The sequence below is a fragment of the Streptomyces sp. NPDC087422 genome, assembly GCF_044744145.1.
In the GTDB taxonomy this organism is placed as follows: domain Bacteria; phylum Actinomycetota; class Actinomycetes; order Streptomycetales; family Streptomycetaceae; genus Actinacidiphila.
On record NZ_JBIUXT010000001.1, the window covers coordinates 146,477 to 160,037 of the forward strand.

General features: G+C 71.4%; 10 protein-coding genes. 2 read left to right on the forward strand and 8 right to left on the reverse strand.

From position 1 onward, the window contains the following. Nucleotide 1: 1 nt before the first annotated feature. The 4 genes from rapZ to uvrA all read right to left on the reverse strand — a co-directional run bounded on the left by rapZ (nt 2) and on the right by uvrA (nt 6,704). Entirely contained in the window at nt 2-928 is a 927-nt protein-coding gene (gene rapZ, locus ACIO6U_RS00680; protein WP_355333906.1) for an RNase adapter RapZ, read from the reverse strand. Further along, nucleotides 925-3,015, reverse strand: a complete 2,091-nt coding sequence (gene uvrC / locus ACIO6U_RS00685; protein ID WP_391044085.1) for an excinuclease ABC subunit UvrC — start codon at nt 3,013-3,015, stop codon at nt 925-927. Before uvrC ends, rapZ begins: the two co-directional genes overlap by 4 nt. Before the next feature lie 113 nt (nt 3,016-3,128). Then, on the reverse strand, nt 3,129-3,551 hold the full coding sequence (locus ACIO6U_RS00690; protein ID WP_355333910.1) for a Rieske (2Fe-2S) protein: 423 nt from the start codon (nt 3,549-3,551) through the stop codon (nt 3,129-3,131). A gap of 192 nt (nt 3,552-3,743) precedes the next feature. After that, a complete protein-coding gene (uvrA, locus tag ACIO6U_RS00695) occupies nt 3,744-6,704 on the reverse strand; it encodes an excinuclease ABC subunit UvrA (protein WP_401714642.1) in 2,961 nt (986 codons plus the stop codon). Nucleotides 6,705-6,918: 214 nt separating this feature from the next. On the opposite strand from uvrA, the gene ACIO6U_RS00700 reads away from it, so the two are divergent. Together ACIO6U_RS00700 and ACIO6U_RS00705 are read left to right on the forward strand one after the other, a co-directional pair. Beyond that, on the forward strand, nt 6,919-7,647 hold the full coding sequence (locus ACIO6U_RS00700) for a maleylpyruvate isomerase family mycothiol-dependent enzyme (RefSeq protein WP_391044080.1): 729 nt from the start codon (nt 6,919-6,921) through the stop codon (nt 7,645-7,647). A gap of 26 nt (nt 7,648-7,673) precedes the next feature. Next, on the forward strand, nt 7,674-8,330 hold the full coding sequence (locus tag ACIO6U_RS00705) for an MBL fold metallo-hydrolase (RefSeq protein WP_401714644.1): 657 nt from the start codon (nt 7,674-7,676) through the stop codon (nt 8,328-8,330). 111 nt (nt 8,331-8,441) lie between these two features. On the opposite strand, the gene ACIO6U_RS00710 is transcribed toward ACIO6U_RS00705, so the two are convergent. The 4 genes from ACIO6U_RS00710 to ACIO6U_RS00725 form a co-directional block, all read right to left on the reverse strand. Continuing rightward, nucleotides 8,442-9,128 (reverse strand): DUF3761 domain-containing protein, encoded by a 687-nt coding sequence (locus ACIO6U_RS00710; protein ID WP_401714646.1) that lies wholly within the window; start codon nt 9,126-9,128, stop codon nt 8,442-8,444. 101 nt (nt 9,129-9,229) lie between these two features. Continuing rightward, the gene (locus ACIO6U_RS00715; RefSeq protein WP_401714648.1) at nt 9,230-10,270 is read right to left on the reverse strand and encodes a cytochrome c oxidase assembly protein; all 1,041 of its coding nucleotides are present in this window, start codon (nt 10,268-10,270) and stop codon (nt 9,230-9,232) included. Between the two features lie 129 nt (nt 10,271-10,399). Further along, on the reverse strand, nt 10,400-11,398 hold the full coding sequence (locus ACIO6U_RS00720) for a TerC family protein (protein WP_355333925.1): 999 nt from the start codon (nt 11,396-11,398) through the stop codon (nt 10,400-10,402). Between the two features lie 202 nt (nt 11,399-11,600). Next, nucleotides 11,601-13,523: a TerD family protein gene (locus tag ACIO6U_RS00725; protein WP_401714650.1), complete on the reverse strand. Its 1,923-nt coding sequence runs from the start codon at nt 13,521-13,523 to the stop codon at nt 11,601-11,603. Nucleotides 13,524-13,561 lie beyond the last annotated feature (38 nt).

Genomic DNA, 13,561 nt, shown 5'->3' on the forward strand with positions numbered 1-13,561 from the left:
ATCACTCGCGCCCCATGTCCCTGTGCACTGTCACGGTCTCCACCCCATCCGCGGCCAGCCGTGCGGCCAGCCGTTCCGACATCGCCACGCTGCGGTGCTTGCCGCCCGTGCAGCCGACCGCGATCGTCACGTACCGCTTGCCCTCGCGCCGGTATCCGGCGGCGATGATGTGCAGCAACTCGGCGTAGCGGTCGAGGAATTCCTTCGCGCCCGGCTGGTTGAACACATACTGCGCCACCTCGTCGTTGAGCCCGGTGAAGGGCCGCAGCTCCGGCACCCAGTGCGGGTTGGGCAGGAAGCGGCAGTCCACCACCAGGTCGGCGTCGACGGGCAGGCCGTACTTGAATCCGAACGACATGACCGTGGCCCGGAGTTCCGGCTCCTCCTCGCCCGCGAACTGGGCGTCCAGCTTGGCGCGCAGCTCGTGCACGTTGAGACTGGAGGTGTCGATCACCAGGTCGGCGTCGCCGCGCAGCTCGCGCAGCAGGTCGCGCTCGGCCGCGATGCCGTCCACGATCCGGCCCGAGCCCTGGAGCGGGTGCGGCCGGCGGACCGACTCGAAGCGGCGGACCAGGGCCTCGTCTGAGGCTTCCAGATAGATGATCCGGCGCTTGACGCTGCGGGTCGCCAGGTCGGCGAGGGACTCGCGCAGATTGTCGAAGAAGCGGCGTCCGCGGACGTCCACGACCACGGCGATCCGGGCGACGTTGCCCTGCGAGCGCGCGCCGAGATCCACCATGGTGGGGATCAGCGCGGGCGGCAGATTGTCCACCACGAACCAGCCGAGGTCCTCCAGACACTTGGCCGCGGTGCTGCGGCCCGCTCCGGACATGCCGGAGATGATCACCAGTTCGGGGATGGCCTCCACGGCCTCCCCCGCTCCGCCGGTTGTCACGTGCGTTCCGTCCTGTTCGTCCTGGTCGCTCATGTGCTGATCCCCCGATGGTGGGACGGGTCCGCCCCGGGCGGGGTCCCGTCGGCCTCTTCGATGATCTCTCCTGTCGCGGTGTTCACCGCGGGTGCGGCCGGAGCCGCGGCTGCCAGGGTCGCCGCGACCGTCTCCGCCGTACGGCGGCCGATCCCCGGGACCTCGCAGATCTCCTCGATCGTCGCCGCCCGGAGCCGTTTCAGCGAGCCGAAGTGCTTCAGCAGCGCCTGCCTGCGGGTCTCGCCGAGCCCCGGCACGGAGTCCAGCGCGCCGGCCTTCATCGACTTGGAGCGCTTGCTGCGCTGGTACGAGATCGCGAACCGGTGCGCCTCGTCGCGGACCCGCTGGAGCAGGTACAGGCCCTCGCTGGAGCGCGGCAGGATCACCGGGTCGTCGTCGCCGGGCAGCCAGACCTCTTCCAGGCGCTTGGCGAGGCCGCACACGGCGACGTCGTCTATGCCCAGCTCCTCCAGCGCGCGCCGGGCGGCGGCCACCTGCGGCTGTCCGCCGTCGACCACGACGAGCTGCGGCGGGTACGCGAATTTGCGCGGCCGTCCGGTGTCGGGGTCGATGGGGCCGGACGCCTGTTCCTCGTGGTCCAGGGGAACATCGCCGTGGTTCGCGGGGACCTCGCCGGACTCGCCCTCCCACTCGCCGGTCTTCTGCTTCTCCAGCAGATAGCGGCGGAAGCGGCGGGAGATCACCTCGTGCATCGACCGGACGTCGTCCTGCCCGGCGAAGGACTTGATCTGGAAGCGGCGGTACTCGCTCTTGCGGGCCAGGCCGTCCTCGAAGACCACCATGGACGCGACCACGTCGTCGCCCTGGAGGTGGCTGATGTCGTAGCACTCGATCCGCAGCGGCGCGGTGTCGAGGTCGAGCGCGGCGGCGATCTCCTCCAGCGCGCGGGAGCGGGTGGTGAGGTCGGAGGCGCGCTTGGTCTTGTGCAGCGCGAGGGCGTGCTGCGCGTTGCGCTGCACGGTGGCCATCAGGTCCTTCTTGTCGCCGCGCTGCGGTACGCGCAGGCTGACGTGCGAGCCGCGGCGGTCGCTGAGCCACTGCGCGACCGGCTCCGACGGTGCGGGCAGCGCCGGGACCAGCACCTCCTTGGGCACACCGCCGCTGCCGCCGGAGCGCTCGGCGTCGCCGCGCTCGTCGCCGTAGAGCTGCTGGAGGGCGTGCTCGACCAGGCCCGCGGTGTCGACCGCCTCGACCTTGTCGGTGACCCAGCCGCGCTGGCCGCGGACCCGGCCGCCGCGTACGTGGAAGATCTGCACGGCGGCTTCCAGCTCGTCCTCGGCGACGGCGATCAGGTCGGCGTCGGTGGCGTCGGCGAGCACCACCGCGTTCTTCTCCATGGCGCGGCGCAGCGCCTCCAGGTCGTCCCGCAGCCGGGCGGCCTGCTCGTACTCCATCTCGCTCGCCGCGTCCTTCATGCGCTGTTCCAGGCGGCGCAGGTAGGTGCCGGTGTGTCCGGCCATGAAGTCGCAGAATTCCTCGGCCAGTTCGCGGTGGTCGTCGGCGCTGATCCGGCCGACGCAGGGCGCGGAGCACTTGCCGATGTAGCCGAGCAGACAGGGGCGGCCGATCTGCGCGGAGCGCTTGAAGACCCCGGCGGAGCAGGTGCGGACCGGGAAGACCCGCAGCAGCAGGTCGACGGTCTCGCGGATCGCCCAGGCGTGCGCGTACGGACCGAAGTAGCGCACGCCCTTGCGCTTGGGGCCGCGCATGACCTGCACGCGCGGGAACTCCTCGTTCATCGTCACCGCGAGGGACGGATAGCTCTTGTCGTCGCGGTACTTGACGTTGAACCGCGGGTCGAACTCCTTGATCCAGGAGTATTCGAGCTGGAGCGCCTCCACCTCGGTGGAGACCACCGTCCACTCGACGGCCGCCGCGGTGGTCACCATCGTGGCGGTCCGCTGGTGGAGGTTGGTGATGTCCTGGAAGTACGAGGAAAGCCGCTGGCGCAGGCTCTTCGCCTTGCCGACGTAGATCACCCGACCGTGCTCGTCCCGGAACTTGTAGACCCCCGGGGAGTCGGGGATCTGGCCCGGCTTCGGTCGGTAGCTGCTGGGGTCCGCCATGTCTCCCACCCTACTGGCGGGATGCGACATTCCCAGGCCAGGCCGGGCAGTGCCGACCGGTGCGGATACCGGCGGCCGGGACCGCCGGTTCGCGGGTGCCGGACTGCCGGTGGTCAGCTCGCCGGACCGGCGGTGAGCTTGCCGCCGGAGGCGGTGACCTGCACGGCGGGCAGCGGCTTGGTCGCCGGGCCCTGGAGCACGGCGCCGGTGTCCGCGTCGAACTGGCTGCCGTGGCAGGCGCAGGTGATCGTCGTGCCGTCCACCGAGGTGACGACGCAGCCCGCGTGCGTGCAGACCGCGCTGAACGCCTTGAAGGTGCCCTCCTTCGGCTGCGCCACGACCACCTTGTCGTTCCGGTAGAGCTTGGCGCCGCCGACCGGTACCTCGGTGGCGGCGCCCAACTCCACGGCTTTGGCGGGCCCGTCGGACGAACCGCCGCCGGAGCCGCCGCACGCGGTGAGGCCGAACCCGGCGGCTCCGGCCAGGGCCGCGCCTCGCAGGACGGTACGGCGGCAGGCGGGCAGTTCGGTGGTCATGTGCGCTCCAGGTCGGGGAGGTGGGGAGGTCTCGCGACCCGTAACCCTACGTCCCCCACCTGTCCGCTTCCTCTGTGCCACTCCCGGACGGCCACTCCCGGACGGCCACTGCCTGACGACCGCGCCTGACGACCGCGCCTCGACGGCGTGCCGCCGCGCCCGCGCCGACCCGTGCTTGACCTTTCCTCGGTGCTACGCCTTGCCCGCCGTCCGCTTGCGCGGCGCCGGGGTCTTCTTCGCGGCGGCCGTCGTGCCCTTCTTGGGGGCGGGCACCCGCTTCTTGGGCGCGGGCACCGACGCGTCGCTGATCCGCTCCGCGCCCAGGACGTCCCGCAGGAACTTGCCGGTGTGGCTGGCCGGGACGGCCGCGATCTGCTCGGGGGTGCCCTCGGCGACGACCAGTCCGCCGCCGTTGCCGCCCTCGGGGCCCATGTCGACCACCCAGTCGGCGGTCTTGATGACATCGAGATTGTGCTCGATGACGATCACGGTGTTGCCCTTGTCGACCAGGCCCTGGAGCACCTTGATCAGCTTGCTGATGTCCTCGAAGTGCAGACCGGTGGTCGGCTCGTCCAGGACGTAGACCGTACGGCCGGTGGAGCGCTTCTGGAGCTCGGAGGCGAGCTTCACGCGCTGCGCCTCGCCGCCGGACAGCGTCGGCGCGGACTGCCCCAGGCGTACGTACCCCAGGCCGACCTCGTAGAGCGTGCGCAGGTGCCGGGCGATGGCGGGCACCGCCTCGAAGAAGTCCAGCGCCTCCTCGATCGGCATCTCCAGCACCTCGGCGATGGACTTGCCCTTGTAGTGCACTTCCAGCGTCTCGCGGTTGTAGCGGGCGCCGTGGCAGACCTCGCACGGGACGTAGACGTCCGGCAGGAAGTTCATCTCGATCTTGATCGTGCCGTCGCCCGAGCAGTTCTCGCAGCGACCGCCCTTGACGTTGAAGGAGAAGCGGCCGGGCAGATAGCCGCGGACCTTCGCCTCCATCGTCTCCGCGAAGAGCCGCCGCACATGGTCGAAAACACCGGTGTACGTGGCCGGGTTGGAGCGCGGGGTGCGGCCGATCGGCGACTGGTCGACGTGCACGACCTTGTCCACCAGGTCGTCGCCGTCCACCCGGGTGTGCCGGCCGGGGACGCTGCGCGCCCCGTTCAGCTCGCGGGCCAGGTGGGTGTAGAGGATGTCGTTGACCAGCGTCGACTTGCCGGAGCCGGAGACGCCGGTGACGGCGGTGAGCACTCCGAGCGGGAAGGACACGTCGATGTCCTGGAGATTGTGCTCGCGGGCGCCGTGTACCGTCAGCCGCCGCTTGCGGTCGATCGGGCGGCGTACGTCGGGGGTGACGATGACGCGCTTGCCCGAGAGGTACTGCCCGGTCAGCGACTCCTCGTTGACCAGCAGTTCCTTCAGCGAGCCGGAGTGCACCACCTTGCCGCCGTGCTCACCGGCGCCGGGGCCGATGTCGACCACCCAGTCGGCGGTCTTGATGGTGTCCTCGTCGTGCTCGACGACGATCAGCGTGTTGCCCAGGTCGCGCAGCCGCACCAGGGTCTCGATCAGCCGGTGGTTGTCGCGCTGGTGCAGGCCGATCGACGGCTCGTCCAGCACGTACAGCACGCCGACCAGGCCCGAGCCGATCTGGGTGGCGAGCCGGATGCGCTGGGCCTCGCCGCCGGACAGGGTGCCCGCGGCGCGGTTGAGCGAGAGGTAGTCCAGGCCGACGTCGACCAGGAACTTCAGCCGTTCGTTGACCTCCTTGAGCACCCGCTCGGCGATCTTCTTGTCGCGGGCGTCCAGCTTCATCCCGCCGAGGAACTCGGCGCAGTCGCTGATCGACATGGCGGAGACGTCCGCGATGGAGCGGTCCTGGACGGTGACGGCCAGCACGATCGGCTTGAGCCTGCTGCCGTGGCAGGTGGGGCAGGGCACCTCGCGCATGTACCCCTCGAAGCGCTCCCGGCTGGAGTCGCTCTCGGAGTCCTGGTGCCGCCGCTTCACGAACGGGATGGCGCCCTCGAAATGCGCGTTGTACGCGCGCTCGCGGCCGTACCTGTTCTTGTACGCGACCCTGACCTCGGCCTTGTGGCCGTAGAGCAGCGCCTTCTTCGCGCGGGCGGGCAGCCCGGCCCAGGGAATGTCGGTCCTGAAGCCCAGCTCCCCCGCGAGACCTTCGACCAGCCGCTCGAAGTAGCCCTTGGACATGCCGCCGGTCCAGGGCGCGATGGCGCCCTCGGCCAGGGACTTCTCCTCGTCGGGGACGATCAGCTCCGGGTCGACCTCCATGCGGGAGCCGATGCCGGTGCAGTCGGGACAGGCGCCGAAGGGCGAGTTGAAGGAGAAGGAGCGCGGCTCCAGCTCCTCGAAGGACAGGTCGTCGTACGGGCAGTACAGGTGCTCGGAGAACATCCGCTCGCGCTGCGGGTCGTCCTCGGGCAGGTCGACGAAGTCCAGGATGACCATGCCGCCGGACAGGCCGAGCGCGGTCTCGACGGAGTCCGTGAGGCGGCGCTTGGCGCTGTCCTTCACCGTGAGGCGGTCGATGACCACCTCGATGGTGTGCTTCTCCTGCTTCTTCAGCTTGGGCGGGTCGGTGAGCTGGATCGTGGCCCCGTCGACCCGGGCACGGCTGTAGCCCTTGGTCTGGAGGTCGCCGAAGAGGTCGACGAATTCGCCCTTGCGCTCACGGACCAGCGGGGAGAGCACCTGGAAGCGGCTGCCCTCCTCCAGCTCCAGCACCCGGTCGACGATGGCCTGCGGCGACTGCCGGGAGATCGGGCGGCCGCACTCGGGGCAGTGCGGCTTGCCGATCCTGGCGAAGAGCAGCCGGAGGTAGTCGTAGACCTCGGTGATGGTGCCCACCGTCGAGCGCGGGTTGCGCGAGGTGGACTTCTGGTCGATGGAGACCGCAGGGGACAGGCCCTCGATGAAGTCCACATCGGGCTTGTCCATCTGGCCGAGGAACTGGCGGGCGTAGGAGGAGAGCGACTCGACGTACCGGCGCTGCCCCTCGGCGAAGATCGTGTCGAAGGCGAGGGAGGACTTGCCCGATCCGGACAGCCCTGTGAACACGATGAGGGAGTCCCGCGGCAGGTCGAGCGACACGTTCTTCAGATTGTGCTCGCGAGCGCCACGGACGGTGAGTCGATCGGCCACGCCAGTGCGCACCTTTCATAGAGACGGGGGGAGAGTCGGCACCCCCAGTCAGCCTAAACGGGGTGCGCTCGGGTTTTCTTCCGGTTCGCCGCGTTCTCAGAAGTTGCGACACACCGACCATATAGCACGTGCATTCGATTTACGGGCGCGCTCTGACCACTTCACCCGATCGTGTGTCCTGCGCGAGCGCGGGGTGACGCGCTAGCGTCGGTACGTGACCGTCCAACGACCGGATCCCGTACTCGATGCGGTTGCCGTCCGGGAAGCCACCGACCGATTCGTCGCCGCGGTGTCCGCGCTCCCCGCCGACGGCGTCGCCGAACCCTCGCTGCTGCCCGGCTGGACCCGCGGGCATCTGCTGACCCATGTCGCCCGCAATGCCGACGCCCTGGCCAATCTGCTGATCTGGGCGGGGACCGGCGTGGAGACCCCGATGTACGCAGACGCGACGTCCCGCGACCGGGCCATCGAGGAGGGCGCGGGCCGTCCCCTCGACGACCACCTCGCCGATCTGCGGGCCTCGGCGGAGCGGTTCGAGCGGGCCGCCGCGCAGGTGCCGCCGTCGGGCTGGGCGACGCAGGTCACGCTGCGCTCCGGCCGGGTGATCGCCGCCGCCGAGGTCCCCTGGCGGCGGCTGGGCGAGGTGTGGCTGCACCTGGTCGACCTCGGCATCGGCCCCACCACCGCCGACCTGCCCGCCGACTTCGCCGCCCGTGAGCTGGCCTCCCTCGCCGACGGCCTCACCGGGCACGAGGGCATCGCCGCGGTCCGCCTGGAGGACACCGAGTCCGGCGCGTCCTGGACGATCGGCGCCGCCGCGGAACCCGACCTCACCGTCAGCGCCGCCACCCGCCCCCTGCTGGCCTGGGTCTCCGGCCGCGGCCCGTACGAGGGCCTGACCGTGACCCCCGACGGCCCGCTGCCCGTACTGCCTCCGCTCTAGGCACCCCGAACCTCTAGGCTGGCGGCATGGCGTACAGCGGAGAAGTGACGGTGGGCGGGACCCCCGACGTGCATGAACTGGAAGACCTGATCATCACCAAGGTCGCGGTCGGGCCGATGAACAACAACGCGTACGTGTTGCGCTGCCGGGCCACCGACGAGCAGCTTCTGATCGACGCGGCCAACGACGCGCAGACGCTGCTGGAGGTCGTCGGCGACGCCGGGCTCGGCGCCGTCGCGACCACCCACCAGCACGGCGACCACTGGCAGGCGCTGCGCGCGGTGATCGACGCGACCGGCGCGCGTACCTACGCGGGCCGCGAGGACACGGCGGGCATCCCGGTCCCCACCGATGTGGCGCTGGACGACGGCGACACCGTGACCTTCGGCCGCGTCAGCCTCACCGCGCGGCACCTGGTCGGCCACACCCCGGGCAGCATCGCCTTCGTCTACGACGACCCGCACGGCGCCCCGCACGTCTTCACCGGCGACTGCCTCTTCCCGGGCGGCGTCGGCAACACGCACGACGACCCGGCCGCCTTCACCTCGCTCCTGGACGACGTCACGGCCAAGCTCTTCGACGTGCTCCCGGACGAGACCTGGGTCTACCCCGGCCACGGCAACGACACGACCCTCGGCGCCGAGCGCCCCCACCTCAAGGAATGGCGCGAGCGCGGCTGGTAGCGGTCGGCGCGCACACCCCGGCCCGGCGGGGGCGAGCAGCGGATTGCCGCCGGCTCGCCCCCGCCCCGCGCTCCCCCGGAGGTCCGTACGGTCGCCGTACGGCCGGGCGGGCTACTTGTACCAGACGGCCACGCCGTGGTGGTGCGAGCACGTGCCCCGGTGGTGCTGCGAGTAGGACAGCGTGCCGTCGTTGCAGAGGGCGGTGGCGCCGTCGTGGTCGTTGACCGGGGGCTCGGTGTACCCGACGGTCGGCTTCGGCTTCGGCTTGGGTTTCGGCTTGGGCTTCGGGGTCGGCTTGTGGGTGACGGTGGTGGGGCGGGGCTTGGGCGTCGCCTTGTGCGTGGCGGTCGGAGACGGCGCCGTGGTGCGGGTGACCGTGGGTGTGGGTGACGGCGCCGGGGTGCCGTCCGCGGGCGGGCAGATCTCGGCGATCTTGACGACGGCGAGGTCGACCGGGGCGGACAGCGCCGCGGGCCCCTGGCCGGGCTGCTGGAAGCACACCTTCCAGTCGCCGTCGGAGACCTGGGTGCGGTCGGCCCCCGTCGCGTCGTGCGCGGCGATCCGGGTGAACCCGGCGTCGTCGGCCATGGTGCGCGCGGCGAGCAGCGGCATCCCGGTCAGGTTGGGCAGTTGGCCGGTGAGCGCGGCCTGCGTGGTGGTGGGCGCGGCCGTGGGTGTGGCCGAGACCGAGGCGGCGGCGCCCGATATGTCGTCGGTCCCCCCGTCGCCGTCGCATCCCGCGAGCGCGAGCCCCGCGACGGCCAGTAAACAGGCAGCGGTGATGGCACGTTGACGCAATTTGTCCCCCCAGGACAGGTATGAGGGGGAGAGCGTGACACGCGCCGACTCGTGACGTGGTGCCCGTAACGCAGTTGTGACCCCGAGCCGCCGCGGACCGCTCAGCGACCGCGCCGCATGCGCTCGCCGACCTCGCCCTGATCGGTCTCCCACCAGGGGCGGGTCATCTCCGGAACGGGCGCGGCGGCGGGAGCGGCGGCGGACGCGGGGGCGGACGCGGGGGCCTTTGTGGAGGCGGACGCGGCAGAGGCACCGGCGGCAGCACCAGCACCGGCACCAGCACCGGACATCGCGACGACGGCCTCGCGGTCCAGCCGCGCGTCGAGTTCCGCCGTCTTCTCCCGCTCGGCCCGCCACCACTCGAAGAAGACCAGGATCAGGAAGGGCAGCGCGACGAGTTCGGCGAGGGTGAGCATCAGGCCGCCGCCGAGCATCTGGTCGTGCTGGACGCTCGGCCCCCAGGAGCGCGGGTGCGCGGCGTACCAGTGCCCGGCCACCAGCGTGCCGCTGGTCATGACGACGATGCCGGGCACGGAGTCGAAGAGCCCGTCGAAGAAGACCAGCGCGGCCCTGACCGGATGACCGCACCAGGACGGCAGCAGGTCCTGACGGCTGAGCATCGGCAGCACGAACAGGCAGCCGGTGAGCAGCAGTTGCAGGTGCATGAGCTGGAGCACGAGCCCGTTGCCGAGGGCGGTGGAGAAGTACGGTGTGAAGTAGATCGTCAGCTCGGAGGCGAGCACCAGCACCGAGCTGACCAGCGGATACATCAGCAGTCGTACCGTACGGCCGGTGAAGGCGCGGCGCAGTCGGCTGTCGGGTGCGGCGAGCGCGAGCGGGTCGCCGAGCGCCAGGCCGAGCGGGGCGAAGAGGTCGAGCAGGATGTTCTGCACGGCGGCGGGCCAGAACAGCACCCGGTCGTAGACGGCGAGCGAGGACATCGTCGCGACGACGAGGGTGCCGAGACCGAGGACGTAGAACGCGGCGGTGCGCCACAGCGGCCACCGCTCCCCCGCGCGCCGCTTGCGCCGTACGCCCAGCGCGTACGCGACGCCGAGCAGGACGACGGCGGTCAGCGCGACGGCGTCGAGCCGCCAGGCGTCGAAGAACCGCGCGCCGGTCAGCTCGGGAAGGACCACCATGCCGCTCGCCACCATCCGCGCCTTCCCACACGCCACGCACAACCGCTCCGTTACGAGGGCCACGGTAGCCCTCGTGACGGAGCGGTCTGCGCGAAGGGGTCGGTACGGAGGGGGTTACGGAGGGACCGGTCAGCGGACCGGCGTCGCGGGGCGCTCCTCGTCCTCGGAGGCGGCGGCCTCGGCCTCCGCCTGCCGCTTGGAGGCGACCAGGCTGGTGGCGGTGGTGACCGCGAGGACGAGGACGATGACGCCGAGCGAGACGGGGATGGAGATCTCCGGTACGTGCACACCGGACTCGTGCAACGCGTGCAGCACCAGCTTGACGCCGATGAAGCCGAGGATCACCGACAGCCCGTACGACAGGTGGACCAGCTTCTTGAGCAGGCCGCCGATCAGGAAGTAGAGCTGGCGCAGGCCCATCAGGGCGAAGGCGTTGGCGGTGAAGACGATGTACGGGTCCTGGGTGAGGCCGAAGATCGCGGGGATCGAGTCGAGCGCGAAGAGCACGTCGGTGGTGCCGATGGCGAGCATCACGACGAGCATCGGCGTCATCAGCCGCTTGCCGTTCTCCGTGATGAACAGCCGGGTGCCGTGGTACTTGTCGGTGGACGGCACGCGCTTCTCGACCGCCTTGAGCAGCCGGTTCTCCTCGAATTCCTCGTCCTCGTCGTCCGAACGGGCGTCCTGGATGAGCTTCCAGGCGGTCCAGATGAGGAAGGCGCCGAAGATGTAGAAGACCCACGAGAAGCTGGCGATGATCGCCGCGCCGCCCGCGATGAACACCGCGCGGAGCACCAGCGCTATCAGCACGCCCACCAGCAGTACGCGCTGCTGGTACTGGGACGGCACCGCGAATTTGGACATGATCAGGACGAAGACGAAGAGGTTGTCGACGCTCAGCGACTTCTCGGTGATGTAACCGGCGAAGAACTCGCCCGCCGGCTGGCCGCCGGAGAAGACGAGCAGGCCGAGTCCGAAGAGCCCGGCGAGTACGACCCAGACGATCGTCCAGGCCCCTGCCTCCTTGACGGAGACGTCGTGCGGGGTGCGGCCGATGACGAAGTCAACGGCGATCAGGGCGATCAGTCCGGCGATGGTGAGCGCCCAGAGGGCGAGGGAGACATCCACAGGTCCTCCGGCAATTCGATACGGCAACTGTCAGCGTCGTCGCTGCGGGAGGTCCCCACCACTTGAGTCCGTTCAGGGGGAGGTTTCACTCCGCACCAAGAACAGTACACGAATTGCCCAAGAGTTAGTAAAGAATCGCACAAGCGTGCAGGTCAGAGCCGTAAAGCCGGTAGAGCACCGGCGCAGGACCCGGCACGACCGGTCAGGGGCCGTAGGCCGGGCGGGCCGCCGCGATCTCCCTGAGCACCTGCGTGAGCACCTGGCTGCCCGGCGGCACCAGCGACGGCTCGAACGTCCAGGCGTGCCCCACCCACGGGTCGGCCAGGTGGTCGCTGGGCAGCGGGGTGAGCCGCAGCAGCGAGCGCCACAGCGGATCGAGCACCGGCCCGTACGCGGACGCGTCCTCGCGGTCGGCGACCAGCAGCAGGTGCACCCCGGCGCGCGGTCCCTCGTCGGCGAGATAGCGCAGTTGGGTGACCGCCCGGTCGTCGAAGCCGTACGGGAACTCGTTGACGATCAGAAGCTGCTCGGCGGTGTCGAAGCCGGGCGGCAGCGAGTCGGCGGCGCCGCCGCGCAGCGCCATCTGGAGCAGATCGACGCGTTCGGTCAGCCGGTTCAGCACCTCGCTGACCCCGGCCGCGCCCCCGGCCGACGGCATCAGCACGGCGCCGCTGCCGGTGAGCGGGGCGAGCGCGGCGGAGCCGGAGCCCGCGGAGTCGAGGGCGTGCACCGCGAAACCGCCCACCGGGTACGAGGCGAGCAGCCGGGCGGCGATCGCCACGGCGGTGTCCATGGCGACCCCGCGGTCCTCCTCGCTGTCGATCCACAGACCGCGGTCCAGCGGCAGCCGGGCCAGCAGCGGGATGCGCAGTTCGGGCGCCTCGGGCAGGTAGAGGCCGCCGAGCCGTACGGCGAGCGGCGGCTGGTCGGGCACCCGGTAGGCGTGCCACACCGGATTCTCCCAGCCCGCGAAGGCGGCGGGCAGCGCGGGCTCGACGACCTCGGCCTCGGCGACGAGCTGCGCGATGTCCCGGTCGAGCACGGCGCGGGCCTGGTCGACCAGCGCGAACTGCCGGGTCTGCGCCTGGTCGCGGGCGGCGTCCGCGGCCTGTCCGCCGCGGGTCGCGGGGTCGGCGAGCAGCCGGTCGAGCTCCTGCTCGAAGCGGGACTCGGCGAAGTCCACCGCGCTGCGGTAGGCGGCGATGGTGCGGGCCAGGTCCTCGAACATGCCCCACACCTGATTGTGCAGCCGCTCCTCCATCGTCCAGCCGGAGGCGTCGCCCGCGACGGGGACGGGCGGGGTGCCGGGCGGGGTGCCGGGCTGTCCGTCGGAGGACGGCCGCGGCGCGGCGGGCGGGGCGTCGTACGGCGAGCCCGGCCGTCCCTGAGCGGGCGGGGGCGGCGCGGTGGCGGCGGCCTTGCGCCGCGGGTGCCGGTAGTCGACCGGTCCTGAGGACGCGGTGGTCCGGCCGTCGCCCGGAGCGGCGGCCGGGGCCGCGGTTTCCGGCCGCGGCGGCGGGACCGTACGCGGCGCGGCGGGCAGGTCGACCGAGCGGGACAGCTCGCGCCCCACCGCCTCGTCGATGCCCGCGGCCACCCCGGCGGGCTCCGGGACACCCTGGTCGAGCAGCAGCGCGGGCAGACCGCCCTCGTACCCCTGGCCGACGGCGCGCACCTTCCAGGCGCCCTGCCGCCGGTACAGCTCGATGGCCAGCAGGGCCGTCTCGGGGCCGAGGCCGGTCATGGTGAATCCGGCGACGGCCTCGCCCTCGGTGGTGGTGACGGCGAGATGCGGGGCGGGGGCGGCGCCGAAGGCGGCGGGCGCGCCGGGGCGGCCCGCGGCGCCCGGGAGAGCCAGCAGTACGTGCACCCGGTGCACCTGCGGCGGCATCGCGCCGAGGTCCACCGCGAGCCGGTGCTCGGCGGCGGCCTGGCGGGGCACCTCGACGCCGGGGAGCTGCGGCGCGCCGGGGTGCGCCAGCCACTGCGAGGAGTCGCCGACGACCCGCCCCCGCTCGTCCCCGAGGGTGACCGCGGCCACCACCGGGGTGCCCGCCGACACCCGGATCTCCATCCGGGTGCCCGGCAGCGGATGGTTCTGTCCCCGGACCAGTTCGGCCGTCATGTCCGCCGCCCCCCGTTCCCGTTATGCGTGTGTACGTG